Genomic DNA, 16,985 nt, shown 5'->3' on the forward strand with positions numbered 1-16,985 from the left:
GGCGGAAATGAAGGATCAGATACAGATKGAAACGGAATTGTTGACGGAAATGATACAGATGGAGATGGAATTTTAGATGAAGTTGATGAGGATGACGGAAACTTCGGAGATACAGGAAATACAGATGTAAATGACACCGACCCAACCGACCCAACCGATGGAGGAACAGGAACTGTAGGAGATAGCGGAACAGATGCAGATGGCGATGGTATTGCAGACAGTGTAGATGGAGATGATACTACATTTGGAGATGCAATTGACACCGACGGAGACGGAATCGCAGATGTAGATGATGTAGATGACGATAATGATGGAATTCCAGATACAGCAGAAGGAACCGGAGATACAGATGGCGATGGTATACCAGATAGTTTAGATTTAGATAGTGATAATGACGGAATTTTAGATGTAAATGAAGGAGGCGATGGAGCTTTAGACACGAACAATGACGGAGTTATTGACGCAAACGATACCGGTTTTGCAGATGTAAATGGTGATGGTCAAGCAGATGCATCAGAAAACGCAGGAAACGAAGAGCCAGATACCGATGGCGATGGTGTACCAGATTATCAAGATTTAGATAGTGATAATGACGGAATCAATGACGTTATCGAAGATGGAAATGTAGATGCAAACAATGATGGAATCGCAGATGGAACCGATGCTGATGGAGACGGAATTGTAGATAGTGCAGATGCGGACGATGCTAACTTCGGAGAAGGAACCGGAGGAGAGCCAGATAATACAGACAGTGATGGTGATGGCGTACCAGATTATCAAGATTTAGATAGTGATGATGACGGAATCAACGATGTTGTAGAAGGCGGAAATGAAGGATCAGATACAGATGGAAACGGAATTGTTGACGGAAATGATACAGATGGAGATGGAATTTTAGATGAAGTTGATGAGGATGACGGAAACTTCGGAGATACAGGAAATACAGATGTAAATGACACCGACCCAACCGACCCAACCGATGGAGGAACAGGAACTGTAGGAGATAGCGGAACAGATGCAGATGGCGATGGTATTGCAGACAGTGTAGATGGAGATGATACTACATTTGGAGATGCAATTGACACCGACGGAGACGGAATCGCAGATGTAGATGATGTAGATGACGATAATGATGGAATTCCAGATACAGCAGAAGGAACCGGAGATACAGATGGCGATGGTATACCAGATAGTTTAGATTTAGATAGTGATAATGACGGAATTTTAGATGTAAATGAAGGCGGAAACGGCGATTTAGATACTAATAACGATGGAGTTATTGACACTAATGATGGGGCATCAGGAGCCGATGCAAATGGCGATGGTCAAGCAGACGCATCAGTAGATGCTGATGAAGAGCCAGATACAGATGGCGATGGTGTACCAGATTATCAAGATTTAGATAGTGATAATGACGGAATCAATGACGTTATCGAAGATGGAAATGTAGATGCAAATAATGATGGAATCGCAGATGGAACCGATGGCGATGGAGACGGAATTGTAGATAGTGCAGATGCAGACGATGCTAACTTCGGAGAAGGAACCGGAGGAGAGCCAGATAATACAGACAGTGATGGTGATGGCGTACCAGATTATCAAGATTTAGATAGTGATGATGACGGAATCAATGATGTTGTAGAAGGCGGAAACGAAGGATCAGATACAGATGGAAACGGAATTGTTGACGGAAATGATACAGATGGAGATGGAATTTTAGATGAAGTTGATGAAGATGACGGAAACTTCGGAGATACAGGAAATACAGATGTAAATGATACAGACCCAACCGACCCAACCGATGGAGGTAACGGAACTGTAGGAGATAGCGGAACAGATGCAGATGGCGATGGTATTGCAGACAGTGTAGATGGAGATGATACTACATTTGGAGATGCGGTAGATTTAGATACTTGTGTTGAAGTGTACAATGAGTTTACACCAAACGGAGATAATATTAATGATTACCTTGTAATTGGTTGTATTGAGAATTTCCAAAACAATACTTTAGAGATATTCAACAGATGGGGGAACACAGTATATAAAGTTAAAGGATATAACAATACGGATAACGTATTTAGAGGTATCTCTAACGGACGTGCAAATGTTAGTGTAGATGAAAAACTACCTGTTGGAACATATTTTTATATGTTAGATTTAGGAAATGGATCTAAAGTAAGGAAAGGTTGGATTTATATTAATAGATAATTAATACTTTTGCAAAAAAATAAATTGAAATAAAATTTTATATAAAATGAAATTATTTTTAAGTATAATCTTGGTATGTGCATTTAGTATATGTATGATTACAAATGTACAAGCACAACAAGATCCTCAATATACACAGTATATGTATAACACAATGAGTGTGAATCCTGCTTATGCTGGTTCTAAAGGTTATGGAGTTATTACCGCTATTGGAAGAACGCAATGGGTAGGTTTCGAAGGGGCTCCAAATACACAAAACATAAGTTATGATACTCCTATAGGGTATTCTGGTTTGGGTTTAGGAGTTAATTTAATGAACGATGAAATTGGACCATCAAAAGAAATTTATTTAGATGCAAATCTTTCTTATACAATTGAAACAGGAGAAGAAGGTAATCTAGCTTTTGGTTTGCGTTTAGGAGGACGTTTTTTAAATATTGATTGGAGTAAAGGAAAGGCAGATAAAGATGAACCTATTTTTGGAGAAAATGTAAATAAATTTTTACCAACAGTAGGTGCCGGAATTTATTATCATGAACCAGAATGGTATGTAGGGTTATCGGTTCCAAATATTCTTCGAATTGAACACTATGATGAAAACCTTGCAGATACACAAACAACAGCAGTTGAAAGAATGCATTTCTTTTTTATAGCAGGTTATGTTTATGATATTAATGAAGATATCAAATTTAAGCCAGCAGTATTAGTAAAAGCAGTTTCAGGAGCTCCATTATCATTAGATGTTTCGGCTAATTTTCTATTTAATGAAAAATTCAGAGCTGGTTTAGCATGGAGATGGGATGATTCTATTAGTGCACTTTTGGGTTTCCAAGCTAGTGATAGATTGTTAATAGGTTATTCATATGATTTAACAACATCAAACTATAATGTAACAAATTCTGGAACCCATGAGATTATGTTACAATACGATTTACTAAGAAATACCAAATTTAGATCCCCTCGATTCTTTTAAAATTATTATACATGAATTTAAATAAAACGTTATTACTACTAGTTTTAGTTATAACTGTTAAAAGTTTTGGGCAAAATAAGAAAGTTGCTGATCGTTATTTTGATGAGTTTTCTTATGTACAATCAGCTAAATTATACAAAGCGCTAGTAGAAGAAAAAGGAGATACATCTAAACATGTTTTAAGTCGTTTAGCAGCCTCTTATTATAACAATGCAGAAACTGAAGAAGCCGAACTTTGGTATAAAAAACTTGTTTTAACGCATAGTAAAAAATTAGAGGACAAACATTTATTTAAATACGCACAAGTATTAAGAAGTAACGGTAAGTACCAAAAATCGGATTCAATTTTTTTATTATTAGCATCCTCGGATAATAGTAACAGAAAAAAAGAGCTTAAAAAAGATGATTACTTATTAGATTATTCTAAAAAAGAAGTGAGAATTGGGGTTCGAAATTTAGCTATTAATACCGAATTTTCTGATTTCGGAGGTTTTTTGTTAAACGGAAAATCATATTATACATCAGCAGTTCCAAAGGGAATTAAAAAAGAGCGAATTTATAAATGGAACAACCAACCATTTTTAAATATCTATAGTGCAGATGAAGAAATTAAAACACTCGAAGAAAACGAAAAAGATACAGTTTTAACATTAGTAAATCGTCGTTTAATTGATGTGCCTATTACATCAGAGTTTCACGAGTCTACTCCCGTTTTTACCAAAGATGGAAGAACAATTTATTTTACTCGTAATAATGCGAATGGTAAAAAAGCACGTAAGGATAAAAAAAACACTTCAAATTTAAAAATTTATACAGCAAGTTTTGTAAACGGATATTGGGTAAATGTAAAAGAATTACCATTTAATAATGATGCGTATTCTGTGGGACATCCTGCTTTGAGTACAGATGAAAAGATATTGTATTTTGTATCTAATATGCCTGGTGGTTTTGGAGGAACAGATATTTACAAAGCAACCGTTTTAGGAAATAATAAATTTGGAACTCCAGTTAATTTAGGAGAGAAAATCAATACTTCAGATAAAGAAATGTTTCCTTTCGTCGGAGAGGACAATACCTTGTATTTTTCATCAAACGGACATTTAGGTTTGGGGCTTTTAGATATATTCCAATCTAAAATAGTACAGGATTCTATTTATTCAAAAGCTGAAAATTTAGGGGCACCGTTTAATAGTAAAAGAGATGATTTTTCTTTTTATATAAGTGAAAAAGGTAAAAAAGGATTCTTTTCTTCTAACAGAAAAGAAGGTAAAGGAGACGATGATATTTATAGTTTTTACCTATATACAGATCCGCCAATTTGTGCTGAATCTGTTGAAGGTATCGTAACAGAAACAATAAATAATACACCTATAGATGGAGCCTTGGTTAAATTAGTTAATAGTGAAGGTAAAGTTGTAAAAGAAACACTATCTAACAGTGTTGGTAAATATGTTTTTGAAGAGATCTTATGTGATAATTCGTATACAGTTTTTGCAAGTAAGTTAGATCATAAATCGAAAGAAAAAAAGAGAGTTACTATTACTAAAGGAAAAGCAAGTATTGCTAATTTAGAGTTAACACCTTTAATTGTAGGAAATCAAATTGTTATTAACCCAATCTTTTTTGATTACGGGAAATCTGTTATTAGAGAGGATGCACAATATGAATTAGAGAGTATTGTAATGGTTATGACAAACCATCCGGAAGTAACTATTAAAATTGAAGCACATACAGACAGTAGAGGTAAAAGAAGTTTTAATAGAAAATTATCAGATCAAAGAGCTAAATCTACCAGAGATTATATTTTATCAAGAGGTATTCGTAAAGATAGAATCGTGAGCGCTGTAGGTTACGGAGAAGATCAGCTATTAAATAAATGTAATGATGCGAATAAGAATAAATGTACCGAAGAAGAGCATCAAGAAAATAGGCGTTCTTATTTCTATATTGTAAAAGGTACAGATAAAATTAAAGCAAGACAAGTTGCTCAAAAAGTTGCAGAAAGAAAAAGAATAAGTAAAAAGAATAATTTTTTACTTTTCTTAAAAAGAAATTTTAAAAAGCCTAAAAATTCCGCAAGTGATAAATGTGTTATAGGAAAAGAGGAGGATTGCGACACAGATAAAAAAGATTTTAAAATCGATTATAAAAACTAATTTAGTTCCCCATAAATTTGTATTTTATGCTTAAAAGCTCCTTTATAGGAGCTTTTTTTGTTATATATAGAAGTCTGATATAAATAGTTACATCTATTTTAAGAAAGAAAAAATAATTTTAGATGAATCTAGTCCTTTATTGTAATTCGATGTTTTTTTAAAGTTGTATTAAAATGTTGGATAGTTGTTTATTTTAATCGTGAATAAGACACATATAACCGTATGTAAAGCTATATTTAAGCTGGTTTTAAAGGTTGTTTATTTATTATAAACAAAGTATTCAAACAATAAAAAGCTCTCGAAAACGAGAGCTTTTAAAATATATGTAAAAAAAAATATTAAACAAATAAGTTGTCAATTTTTTCTTTTTCTTCTTGAGCTAAAGCTGCATCTACTAAGATACGACCACTGTGCTCATCGATTGTAATTTTCTTACGGTTCGCAATTTCTAACTGTACCTGAGGCGGTATTGTAAAGAAAGAACCACCAGCAGCACCACGCTCAATAGCAACAACAGCTAAACCGTTTCTTACTTTTGTACGAATTCTGTTATAAGCAGTTAATAAATGATCATCGATAGATTTTGCATATTCTATAGATTTTTCTCTTAGTAATTGTTCTTCTTTCTCAGTTTCTTTTAAAATAGCATCTAATTCATTCTTCTTGTGAGTTAAATGAGTTTCCTGCTTTTTTAATTTCTCTTTAGTAGTTTCAACAACTTCGTTCTTCTGAGCTATTTTAACCTTGTATTCTTTAATTCTCTTTTCAGACAATTCAATTTCTAATTCTTGAAATTCAACTTCTTTTGTTAAAGAATCAAACTCACGATTGTTACGAACATTTTTTTGTTGTTCTGCGTATTTTTCGATTAAAGCTTTAGATTCAGTAATAGCCAATTTCTTATTGCTAACATCAGTATCTATACTAGTAGCTTCTTCTTTTAACTTAGAAAGTCTTGTGTTTAATCCGGCAACTTCATCTTCTAAATCTTCAACTTCTAAAGGTAATTCACCACGAACATTTCTGATTTCGTCAATTCTAGAATCGATTAACTGTAAATCATATAACGCTCTTAATTTTTCTTCTACCGTTACTTCTTTTTTTGCCATCTGTTATATATAGTGTATTGGATTTGTACTTTTTTCACTTAAAATAATCGCAAAAGTACTAAATTTTTTACGAAGATAATCACTCAAAAGGTTTTTTGTAAACTGTTCACTTTCATAATGTCCAACATCAGCAAGTAATATTCTTTTTTCAGCTTTAAAAAACTCATGATATTTAAAATCAGCACTAATATAAGCATCTGCTTTCAATCTCATGGCATTTTTTATGGCAAAGCTTCCTGATCCGCCTAAAACAGCAATTTTTTTAATTGGTTTATCTAATAACTCAGAATGTCTAACACAGTCAGTTTTAAAAATTTTCTTAACAAAAGTTAGAAATTCTTTCTCATTCATAGGGTTTGCTAATTCACCAAGCATTCCCATTCCTACATTTTGATTAGAATTGTTAAGCGTTATAATTTCATAGGCAACTTCTTCATACGAATGAAAATCAAACAAAGCTTTTAAGATCTTTCCTTCTAAATAACTATCAAAAGTTACTGAAATACAGGTTTCTTTTTCAAGTATGAATTTCCCCTTTTCGCCAATAGTTGGATTCGAATTTTCTCCACCTCTGTAACTTCCTTTACCTTCTATATTAAAAGAACAGTTATCATAATTACCAATACTTCCTGCTCCGGCATTAAAAAGTTTGGTACGTAATTTTTCAGCTTCTGCAATCGGAACATAGGTAGTAAGTTTCTTTATAATTCCTTTTTTAGGAATTAATGTTTTGCAGTTTTGTAAACCTAAAACTTCGCACATTTTAGCGGAAACTCCATTGTTTACGTTATCTAAAGCAGTATGTGTAGCATAAATAGCAATGTTGTTTTGAATTGCTTTTAAAACAACACGCTCTACATAATTATTCCCATTTATTTTTTTCAACCCACTAAAAACAATCGGATGAAAGCTTACAATTAAGTTGCAGTTATTGGTAATAGCCTCATCAACGGTTTCTTCTAAAGTATCAAGCGTAACTAAAACTCCAGTTACTTTTGTGTTATAATCACCTATTAATAAACCTACATTGTCAAAATCTTCAGCGTACGCAAGCGGAGCTAATTTTTCAATATAGTCAGTAACATCTTTTATTTGCATAATTTAAAATATCTTGAATCAAAGTTAAGATTTTTATTACTTTTGATGTAATGAAATTACTTCGATTTTTATTATTTCCGTTTGCCGTTTTATACGACGTTGTTACAACGATTCGTAATTGGTTTTTTGAGTTAGGTTTATTAAAATCTACCTCTTTTGATATTCCTGTTATTATAGTTGGGAATTTAAGCGTGGGAGGAACAGGAAAATCGCCTCAAATTGAATATTTGATAAGGTTATTAAAAGACACACATAAAGTTGCTGTTTTAAGTAGGGGTTACAAACGAAAAACAAAAGGGTTTCAAATAGTTAATACTCCACATAAAGCAATTGATGTTGGTGATGAACCTTTACAGTTTTTTAAAAAATTCGGAAAAGAAGTAACAGTTGCTGTTGATGCTGATAGAACAAACGGAATTCAACAATTATTAAACTTAAAAACTTCGCCTGAAGTAGTTTTGTTAGACGATGCTTATCAACATAGAAAAGTAAAAGGAAGTACTTATATTTTACTAACTAAATTTGCAGATTTATATGTAAATGATTTTATGTTACCTACCGGAAATTTAAGAGAGAGTAGGAACGGAGCAAAAAGAGCATCGGTAATTATTGTAACTAAATGCCCGCATGATTTAGATCAAAAAACTAAGGATAGTATTATTAAAAAGATAGCGCCTAAAAAAGAACAAAAAGTTTTTTTTACAACGATATCTTACGATGAAAATATTAAAGGAAATGCAGCTCCGATAACAATATCTGATTTAAAAGAAAAAGAAGTATTGTTGGTAACCGGAATCGCAAACCCAGATTCGTTATTGAGTTTTTTATCAGAAGAGCGTATAAAATACAAGCATTTAGCTTATCCAGATCATTATAATTTCACGGATAATGATATTATAAAGATTAAAAATGAAAGCAAAACCATTTCTTCTAATACTGTAATCTTAACAACAGAAAAAGATTATATGCGCTTAAACGGAAAGATTGATAATTTGTGTTATATAACTATAAAAAGCACTTTTTTATCAGATGGAGAAAAGTTTAATCAGTTTGTGATAAATCATGTTAAAAACAATATTAAATAACGCGTTCATCAGCTTTGTAAGCACCACGACGATGTAAAATCCATTGTGCTTCATCTAAAGGGTTCACCCCTTTAAAATCTTTTGTTTTACCTTCTCCTTCGGGACAAACAGCATATTTATCAAACACGGTTCTTAAACGAAGCCTACCACTACAAATAGTATTTAATTTAATGCTTAAATCTAAAGAGGTTGCCACGGGTATGGTTCCTGATACGATTACTAAATCTTGATCAAAAGTAGGAGAACTTATAATAGCTCTTCTATTTGTAAGTTCTGAAATTAATTTTCCTAATAATTCTTCATTGGTTTTTATTTCAAAACGCAACAAAGGTTCTAATAAATGTGTACCTCCGTTTTGTAAACCTTTCATTATTCCCATTGGTGTTGCTAAATTAAAATCACCAGGTCTAGAATGTACATTATGATCTTCTCCTTTAATTAAAGTAATTTTTACATCGGTAATATTCCAACCTAAAAGACCTTGTTCTAAAGCTTTTGGAATTGTTCTTGCTATTTCATTTTGATATTTATTATGAACATCATTTTTAGAAACAATTGATAGATAGGTAACTCCAGAATTTAAAGGAGCGGGTTCAATTAAAAATGTCATAATTGCCCAGCAAGGTTTCGGCATCCAATAACGAATATAACCTTCGGCAGATTTGCTTATAGTTTCTTTATAAACTATTTGAGGATCTGTAAAATTTATAGCAATATTAAAACGTTCTTGTAATAAATGGGTGAGTACTTCTATTTGCATATCTCCCATCAATAAAAGAATTAACTCTTTTTCGGGCTTATGCCATTTAAACTGTAAACTCGGATCTTCCTTATCTATAAGTTGTAACGCCTGAGCAAGGGCATTATAATCTTTATCGTTAATGGCAATTACTTGTACGCTTAAAACGGGAATGTTTAATTCGGGCAAGGTTGGTATTTCTGCGGGATTTCCTAAAATATCACCTGCTTCTGTACCTAAAACTCCAGTAATTATTCCGATATCTCCTGCTGTAATATTAGTATCTAAATGTTTTGTAAGATGAAATACTTTGGTCTGATTAATTTTAGTTTCTAATCCTTGTGTATGATTATTAATAACCGATTTGGCAGATAACTCACCCGAAAAAACTTTTACATGTGCCATTGCGCCATGAACTTTATGATGTTCTAATTTATATACATAAGCAGCAACATTTTCAGAAATATTTTTTTTTCTAGGTTTGATAAAATCAACAATTCCGTTTAATAATTCCTCAACACCAATATTGTTTTTAGCAATACCTGTAAAAACAGGAACTATGATATTGTTTGAAGTACTTTTTGCAATTGTGTTTAAATAGACTTCATCAGAAAAATGAATTCCGTTTAAATATTGTGTCAACAGCTTTTCATCGGTTTCTATGAGTTCTTCAGTAATAGCTTCTTTTTGCTCCTTACTAATTTTATTATTGTTAAAAACTTCGGTTATATACGCAGAAGTTAAACCTTCATCATGACTCGTAGAAATAGCTACCGTTTTATATTGTAGCTCTTTTTTTATTTGTCGTAAAACAGCTTCTGTATCTGCACCTGGTCTGTCTATTTTATTGATAAAAATTAGCGTAGGTATTTTTAAATCATGCAAAGCGTCTACTATTGTTAAAGTATGTGTTTGTACGCCCTCAACAGCAGAAATTACTAAAATAACAGCATCAACAACACAAAGAGTTCTTGCAACCTCACTAGAGAAATCTACGTGACCAGGAGTGTCAATTAAGTTAATTTTAGAGTTTTTCCAATTAAAAGAAGTAGTAGCGGCTTTAATCGAAATTCCACGTTCTTTTTCTAAAGTTAAACTATCTGTAACCGCAGATCCTTTATCTACACTTCCTATTTTTCTAATAGCACCAGCATGATATAATAAGTGTTCTGTTAAGGTTGTTTTTCCGGCATCTACATGCGCCAGAATACCTATGTTAAGAATGTTAGAATACTTCATTAATTAGTGTGATGCTTGGTGTAGAGTTAAAATTTCTTAGTAGCGGCTGCGCTTATTTGTTTGATGCCTTGCTCATCTTTTCGCGGACAAATTAAAAGCACTCCATCTTTTTCAACAACTATAAAATCATTTAAACCTTGAATAATAACCTTTTTACCGCTTTCGGTGCGAATCATATTTCCGCTTGCATCTCTAAAAATGGTTTCAGCACCTACAACAGCGTTTTTTTGATCATCTTTTTCTAATTTATTATACAAAGCCCCCCAAGTACCAAGATCATTCCAGCCAAAATCTACCGGTAAGATATGCACGTTGTTCGAGCGTTCCATAATTCCGTAATCAATAGAAATATTTTCACATTTTTCGTAATTACTTTTAATAAAGTCAGCTTCCAAATCAGTATTATAAATAGTATTTGTGCCTTCTAAAACCGTTAACATATTTGGTAAGTGGTTTTTAAAAGCAGCTAAAATGCTTTTGGTAGACCAAATGAAAATTCCTGCATTCCATAAATAATCACCACTAGCTATAAACTCTTTTGCAGTTGCTAGGTTTGGTTTTTCAGTAAAGTTTTTTACCTTTTTTATATCCGAAGAACTTTCTTCAAACTGAATATATCCATAACCAGTATTTGGGGTATCTGGTTGAATACCTAGCGTCATTAAAGTGTTATTTTTTGCAGATGCTTCAAATGAAGTTTTTATGTTATTTAAAAACTCGGTTTCATCCTCAATCCAATGATCAGAAGGCGCAACTAACATAACAGCGTCTTTGTTTTGAGCATGAATTTTTAAAGCAGCATATAAAATACAAGGAGCTGTATTGCGCATTGCCGGCTCTAATAAAAGTTGTTTTTTGGTAGTTTTTGGTAATTGCTCTAAAACCAAACTTTCATAGCGTTCGTTTGTAGCAATTAAAATATTTTCAGCAGGAATTAAAGCATTAATTCGGTTAAAAGTACGCTGAATTAACGATTCGCCCGTTCCTAACATATCATGAAACTGTTTCGGATATTCTTGGGTGCTTACTGGCCAAAAACGAGAGCCAATACCACCAGCCATAATTACTGCGTAATAATTTTTATTCATAAAAACGTATTATCATTCCTGAAAAAACAGGTGTTTTGTTTATGTGTTTGAGGCTACTAATTTCACCTCTGCATTTTGATTAAAAAGATACACTCTTTTGTTCGTTAAATTTAAACATTCATAACGAGTTCTGCGTTTGTTTCCTCTTTTATATAAGGTGTCTTTAAACTGAAAAACACTATTAATAGGAACTTGAAAGATAAAATTCTTTCCGTTTTCAGCTTCGCCACCGCGTAACGCTAATGATAAGTTAACATCAGTATCGGTACTTGCTTTTGGGTTTTTAAGATAGTTAGCCAAATAAGGTAATATTTCCTTCGGATAAATATCTGGTTGTAAAAAAGGCAACATTAAATGCTGAAAAACTGTTTTCCAATGTTTGCCATGAGGTTGTACTCTCCCAAACCTTTTATGCGTAACATGATGCGCAATTTCATGAATTAAAGTTAATAAAAACTGAAATTCATTTAGGTTGTTATTAACCGTAATTTGTGTTTGTCCGTTCGGGAAAGTTCTAAAATCACCATGTTTGGATTGTCGCTGATTTACAATTTTAAGATTGATTTTATGCTCGTTAATTAAATACTCAACTAACGGAATTGCTTTTTCAGGGATATATTTTATAAGTGTTTTGTACAATGAAAGTTTTTTATGGCGTTGAACTAGATACTTCTAGTACTTTTCCGTTGTAAAACTTGTTTCCTGTTAAGGCGAAATCAAAAATATAACTTGCCATTTCTTTTGCCGATAATGGAGCAACATAACCAGGAAAAGCTTCTTCTAACATTTCGGTTTGTACGGCACCTAAAGCCAATACATTAAAGGCTATTTGTTGCTCTTTGTATTCTTCAGCTAATAATTCAGATAAAGTGATTACTGCTCCTTTTGCAGAGCTATAAGCAGCTAAACCTGGGAATTTCATGCTTCCTTGTACTCCGCCCATAGAACTAACTGTAACTACATGACTTCCTTTTTTGAAAAACGGAATTAATAGCTTTGTTAATTCGGCAACAGCAAATACATTTACTTTATAAACATCTTCGAAATCAGCCGTAGTTAAATCTGTAAATGGCTTATTTACCAATTTTCCTGCATTGTTAATTAAAACATCAACAGTTTTCCATTCTTTTTTAATGAATGATGTTGCTTTGTTTAAATCGTCATTATTAGATAAATCGACAGCTATCGTAGTAATGTTTTTATGATTTATTTTTTCTAACGGACTTGTGTTTCTTGATAAAGCCAATACTTTATGTCCTTCGTTTGCAAACTGTTGCGCTAGTTGAAAACCAATACCTCTACTAGTTCCTGTAATTACAATATTTTTCATTTAATAGGATGAGTTAAACAAGCAAGCTACTTAAAATTTTCATACATTTATAGTTCAAACTAAATTTTTATCATGAAAAAAAATAGCTTTTTACTTTTGTTTTTATTGATTGTAACTTATTCGTTTAGTCAGAACACTTATGTTTTATGCGGAAAGTTAATTGATACAGCTTCAGGAGAAATTCAAACAGAAAAAACAATTGTTGTTAATGGCAATAAAATTACACATGTTAAAAATGGCTATATAATGCCAAGAGATAAAACATCTAAAACAATAGATTTAAGAGATAAAGTTGTAATGGCTGGTTTGATAGATATGCATGTACATATTGAAATGGAATTTGATGCTAAAACGCGCTTAAATAAATATACTTTAAATGAAGCAGATGTAGCTTATAATTCTGTTGGTTTTGCAAAATCAACCTTGTTAAACGGATTTACAACAGTAAGGGATTTAGGAGGGACGGGTGTAAATATTTCAATAAAAAAAGCAATCGAAGCTGGAAAAATACCTGGGCCTAGAGTTTTTACAGCGGGTAAATCATTAGCAACTACTGGTGGTCATGCAGATCCTACAAACGGAAGCAGTCGAGTTTTAACTGGTAATCCCGGACCCAAAGAAGGAGTTGTAAATTCGGTTGAAGATGCTAAAAAAGCGGTACGTCAGCGTTATAAAAATGGAGCAGATTGTATTAAAATTACCGCAACAGGAGGAGTTTTAAGTGTGGCTAAATCGGGTGATAATCCACAATTTACAATTGAAGAGGTGAAAGCAATATGTGATATGGCTAAAGATTACGGAATGCATGTAGCGGCACACGCACACGGTGATGAAGGAATGCAACGTGCAATAATTGGAGGTGTAAAAACTATTGAACACGGAACTTATATGAGTGATGAAACGATGGAGTTGATGAAAAAGCACAACGCTTTTTTAGTGCCAACAATTACTGCAGGTAAAGAGGTAGAAGAGAAAGCTAAAATAAAAGGATTTTATCCAGATATTGTGGTTCCGAAAGCATTAGCTGTGGGGCCGAAAATTCAAGGAACATTTGCAAAAGCATATAAAAAAGGTGTTGGAATTGCATTTGGTACTGATGCAGGTGTTTTTAAACACGGTAACAATGGTAAAGAATTTGGCTACATGGTAGAAGCAGGTATGCCAGCGATAGAAACGATTCAGTCAGCAACTATTACGAATGCTAAAATATTAAAGATGGAGAACGAAATAGGGCAGGTTAAAAAAGGTTTCTTTGCTGATATTATAGCTGTAAATGAAGATCCAACTAAAAATATTAAAACAATGGAAAATGTTGTTTTTGTAATGAAAAACGGAATCGTTTATAAGAAAAAATAGTTGTAAGAAAAGTGTAACAAATTAAGAGGTTAAACAACTAACTTATAGATGCTAATTGTAAAATTAAAGACTATGAAGCAATTGTTTATTTCTCGTAATTACCTGTTAGTTTTTGGAGTTCCATTACTATTAATTTCAACATTATTTTTAGTAGTAAACTCATCAGTGTTTGTAATAAATCCAGAAGAACTATCACTAGGTATTACTTTGGATTTATTATTTACAATTCCACTTGTCTACTTTTTAATTATAAGAAAAAAGGAAGTTCCTAAGGTTACTGTTGTTTCTTTATTTATAATCGGAATTGTTATTGCGAGTTTTATTATTCCAAAAGAGCATCAATCGTTTTTATCTCAAATTAAAAATTTCATTTTACCAGTTGTTGAGCTAGGTGTTTTTAGTTTTCTGGTTTTCAAAGGAAGAAGAATAAGGCAAGAATTAAAAAGCAAATCAAGCAGTAATTTAGGTTTTTATAACGCTATCCAATTAGCAACTAGTACTGTTTTTCCAAATAAAATAGGAGAGTTGTTAGCTACCGAAATTTCTGTTATTTATTACGGATTTTTAGCTTGGAAAAAGAGAGAGTTAAAAGAAAATGAATTCTCTTATCATAAAAACAGTACTTCAGTTTCAATTCTTTTAGGTTTAATTTTAGTTATTTTAATTGAAACCATTGCTGTTCATGTATTAGTTGAGAAATGGAGTGTTATTGTAGCTTGGATATTGACTGTTTTAAGTGCTTATACATGTTTGCAATTATTTTCTCTAATGCGTTCTTTATCTAAGATTCCTACAGAGATTGATAGAGTAAGCAAGGTTTTGACTTTAAGATATGGTTTTTTCTGTAAAGCAATAATTCCTTTCGAAAACATAAAAAATGTTGAGGTGACTGAGAAGGATTTACCAACCGATAAAAGTATTGTTGCTTTCTCTGTTTTAGGTAGTTTAGATGCTCACAATGTTATTCTTCATTTAAAAGAGAAAGCTGTCTTTAAAAGCTTTTATGGAATACAGAAAACGTATACTTCTTTGGCTTTTTATATAGATGATAAACATCAATTTAAAAATGTTTTAGAAGAAGGCTGTATTAATTAAAAGTAATATGCTGATATGCACCAATATCAGGATTTGTTGTTCTGTTAACGCCTAAAACATCTTCAGAAATAGCGGATGCTTTTGCTTTGTTAATGGCATCAGAATTTTCACCAATCATAAAATGATTTAAAGAAGTGTCTTTAAAGTTAGGTTCTCCGTTTAAAATAATATTTTGATAATGAGTAGCATCATTAAAATTCAACTCGTTATTGCTAGCAAACGAATCATTAAAATCATTAAACTTAATCATAGAGTTTTCAATATTATAATTAAAATCACTATCGTTATTTTTATCCAAAACAAATTCAATATTATTGTTACCTTCAATAATACAGTTGGTGAAGTTAGCAGCAATTAAATCTCTTGTTGCTGTTACTTCTTCGTTATTTCTATTAAGAAAATTAGTGTAATTATTTACTAAAACTGTTGGTAGCTGACGGAAACTATTGCTCCAATAATTAGCAAAAGTTGCATGTGTAAAATTATAAGTCCCTCCAAAAGTACAAGCCAAAGAAGATTGCCCTGCGTTACCTATAACGATGTTTTCTCCTTTAATATTAGTATCTCTTCCTAAGATTCCGTAGTTAGAATTGTTATAAATTTCAGTGTTTTTTATTGTTAGGGTAGGTGAGGTTAAGGTTCCAATACTATCAACTAAAACACCGATAGTCCCGTTTTTTATTAGTGCATGATTAATTTTATTTTCTTTACTACCAGCACGCATCCAAATAGTACCCCATTGACCAGAAATATTACTAAAACGATGTTCTAATCTATCTCCTTCAAAAACTACTTTTTCGTTAAGTGTTCCGTTAACTTCTAAGCTCCCTTTTGTGTCAACAATTAATCCTGAATTTTTATGAAAATGAATTTTAGCACCTGCATTGATAGTTAATTTTTTATCCGAAGGAATAGCAGCATAACCGTAAATAACATATGGTTTTTCATCTGTAAAAGTTAATTCAGCATCTGTTAAAAAACGACCTTGAATTTTAGAATCTGTACCATCTATAGTTAAGGTTTCAATTCCCATACTATTTTTTGATGGGAATATAAAAGTAGCATCTTGCACTAAAGTAATTAAATCAACATTTTGTTGCTTATTACCGTTGTCAAATAATAATTTATCTGTGTATAAAGGATCTGTGGTTGTGTTAAAATCAATGGTGGTTTCTATAAAAACATAAATGCTATCATTCGCTAAAATATCAATGTCGTTAAAGTTTTTACCAGCTATTCCGTCAACATTTAAACGATAGTTAGAGTTGTTTCCGTTCTCTAATTTAATTTCAGGAATTGTAATCGGTTTATTACTTCTATTGTATACTTTTAAATTGTAGGTAGCTGAACCTATGTTGGAAAAAACAGTATCTAAAAAAATGGTGTCTTTAGAAAATTCAAGTTTACCAAAATTAGGAACAGTGTTAAAATCTTTTCTACACGAGCTTATAGCAACTAAAATAAAGATAGCTAAAATTTGAAGGGAATATCTCATATATAAAAGTCGAC

At 32.1% G+C, this 16,985-nt stretch carries 13 protein-coding genes; 6 read left to right on the plus strand and 7 right to left on the minus strand.

All coding sequences use genetic code 11. The features are described 5' to 3' along the window. The 3 genes from N2251_RS00360 to N2251_RS00370 all read left to right on the plus strand — a co-directional run. Positions 1-2,208, plus strand: a 2,208-nt coding sequence (locus tag N2251_RS00360) for a T9SS type B sorting domain-containing protein (protein ID WP_260584690.1), incomplete at its 5' end; no start/stop codon positions are given. Between the two features lie 46 nt (positions 2,209-2,254). After that, positions 2,255-3,181 (plus strand): PorP/SprF family type IX secretion system membrane protein, encoded by a 927-nt coding sequence (locus N2251_RS00365; protein WP_260584691.1) that lies wholly within the window; start codon positions 2,255-2,257, stop codon positions 3,179-3,181. Positions 3,182-3,192: 11 nt separating this feature from the next. Beyond that, positions 3,193-5,337 (plus strand): OmpA family protein, encoded by a 2,145-nt coding sequence (locus tag N2251_RS00370; protein WP_260584692.1) that lies wholly within the window; start codon positions 3,193-3,195, stop codon positions 5,335-5,337. A gap of 338 nt (positions 5,338-5,675) precedes the next feature. Here the strand turns inward: N2251_RS00370 and N2251_RS00375 are convergent, their stop codons facing one another. Beyond that, positions 5,676-6,446 carry a zinc ribbon domain-containing protein gene (locus N2251_RS00375; RefSeq protein ID WP_260584693.1) on the minus strand — a complete coding sequence of 257 codons (771 nt, stop codon included), beginning with the start codon at positions 6,444-6,446 and terminating at the stop codon, positions 5,676-5,678. Positions 6,447-6,449: 3 nt separating this feature from the next. Continuing rightward, complete coding sequence (locus N2251_RS00380) at positions 6,450-7,544, minus strand: Nif3-like dinuclear metal center hexameric protein (protein ID WP_260584694.1); 1,095 nt, start codon at positions 7,542-7,544, stop codon at positions 6,450-6,452. Positions 7,545-7,594: 50 nt separating this feature from the next. Between N2251_RS00380 and lpxK the strand changes: the two genes are divergently transcribed. Continuing rightward, positions 7,595-8,629, plus strand: coding sequence for a tetraacyldisaccharide 4'-kinase (gene lpxK, locus N2251_RS00385; RefSeq protein WP_260584695.1), 1,035 nt, complete (start codon positions 7,595-7,597; stop codon positions 8,627-8,629). Here lpxK and N2251_RS00390 read toward each other — a convergent pair. From N2251_RS00390 to N2251_RS00405, 4 genes are read right to left on the minus strand one after another with little or no spacing between them, the layout of a single operon-like run. Then, positions 8,622-10,607 (minus strand): GTP-binding protein, encoded by a 1,986-nt coding sequence (locus N2251_RS00390; protein ID WP_260584696.1) that lies wholly within the window; start codon positions 10,605-10,607, stop codon positions 8,622-8,624. The genes lpxK and N2251_RS00390 overlap by 8 nt on opposite strands. A 26-nt stretch (positions 10,608-10,633) precedes the next feature. After that, a complete protein-coding gene (locus N2251_RS00395) occupies positions 10,634-11,695 on the minus strand; it encodes a mannose-1-phosphate guanylyltransferase (RefSeq protein ID WP_260584698.1) in 1,062 nt (353 codons plus the stop codon). Between the two features lie 39 nt (positions 11,696-11,734). Beyond that, positions 11,735-12,334, minus strand: coding sequence for a SprT-like domain-containing protein (locus N2251_RS00400; protein WP_260584699.1), 600 nt, complete (start codon positions 12,332-12,334; stop codon positions 11,735-11,737). 10 nt (positions 12,335-12,344) lie between these two features. After that, the gene (locus N2251_RS00405) at positions 12,345-13,025 is read right to left on the minus strand and encodes an SDR family NAD(P)-dependent oxidoreductase (protein ID WP_260584700.1); all 681 of its coding nucleotides are present in this window, start codon (positions 13,023-13,025) and stop codon (positions 12,345-12,347) included. 72 nt (positions 13,026-13,097) lie between these two features. Between N2251_RS00405 and N2251_RS00410 the strand changes: the two genes are divergently transcribed. Then, a complete protein-coding gene (locus N2251_RS00410; RefSeq protein ID WP_260584701.1) occupies positions 13,098-14,381 on the plus strand; it encodes a metal-dependent hydrolase family protein in 1,284 nt (427 codons plus the stop codon). A 72-nt stretch (positions 14,382-14,453) separates the two neighbouring features. Continuing rightward, positions 14,454-15,476 carry a hypothetical protein gene (locus tag N2251_RS00415; RefSeq protein WP_260584702.1) on the plus strand — a complete coding sequence of 341 codons (1,023 nt, stop codon included), beginning with the start codon at positions 14,454-14,456 and terminating at the stop codon, positions 15,474-15,476. Here N2251_RS00415 and N2251_RS00420 read toward each other — a convergent pair. Beyond that, positions 15,469-16,971, minus strand: coding sequence for a hypothetical protein (locus tag N2251_RS00420; protein ID WP_260584703.1), 1,503 nt, complete (start codon positions 16,969-16,971; stop codon positions 15,469-15,471). The two genes, N2251_RS00415 and N2251_RS00420, sit on opposite strands and share 8 nt — an antisense overlap. Positions 16,972-16,985: the final 14 nt, after the last annotated feature.

This window comes from Tenacibaculum haliotis (genome assembly GCF_025215075.1).
GTDB classification, from domain to species: Bacteria; Bacteroidota; Bacteroidia; order Flavobacteriales; family Flavobacteriaceae; genus Polaribacter; species Polaribacter haliotis_B.

Excerpts from the sequence above, each read along its gene's own strand:
- N2251_RS00365 (WP_260584691.1), top strand. The coding sequence starts at position 2,255 with ATGAAATTATTTTTAAGTATAATCTTGGTATGTGCATTTAGTATATGT.
- N2251_RS00370 (WP_260584692.1), top strand. The coding sequence starts at position 3,193 with ATGAATTTAAATAAAACGTTATTACTACTAGTTTTAGTTATAACTGTT.
- N2251_RS00375 (WP_260584693.1), bottom strand. The coding sequence starts at position 6,446 with ATGGCAAAAAAAGAAGTAACGGTAGAAGAAAAATTAAGAGCGTTATAT.
- N2251_RS00380 (WP_260584694.1), bottom strand. The coding sequence starts at position 7,544 with ATGCAAATAAAAGATGTTACTGACTATATTGAAAAATTAGCTCCGCTT.
- lpxK (WP_260584695.1), top strand. The coding sequence starts at position 7,595 with ATGAAATTACTTCGATTTTTATTATTTCCGTTTGCCGTTTTATACGAC.
- N2251_RS00390 (WP_260584696.1), bottom strand. The coding sequence starts at position 10,607 with ATGAAGTATTCTAACATTCTTAACATAGGTATTCTGGCGCATGTAGAT.
- N2251_RS00395 (WP_260584698.1), bottom strand. The coding sequence starts at position 11,695 with ATGAATAAAAATTATTACGCAGTAATTATGGCTGGTGGTATTGGCTCT.
- N2251_RS00405 (WP_260584700.1), bottom strand. The coding sequence starts at position 13,025 with ATGAAAAATATTGTAATTACAGGAACTAGTAGAGGTATTGGTTTTCAA.
- N2251_RS00410 (WP_260584701.1), top strand. The coding sequence starts at position 13,098 with ATGAAAAAAAATAGCTTTTTACTTTTGTTTTTATTGATTGTAACTTAT.
- N2251_RS00415 (WP_260584702.1), top strand. The coding sequence starts at position 14,454 with ATGAAGCAATTGTTTATTTCTCGTAATTACCTGTTAGTTTTTGGAGTT.
- N2251_RS00420 (WP_260584703.1), bottom strand. The coding sequence starts at position 16,971 with ATGAGATATTCCCTTCAAATTTTAGCTATCTTTATTTTAGTTGCTATA.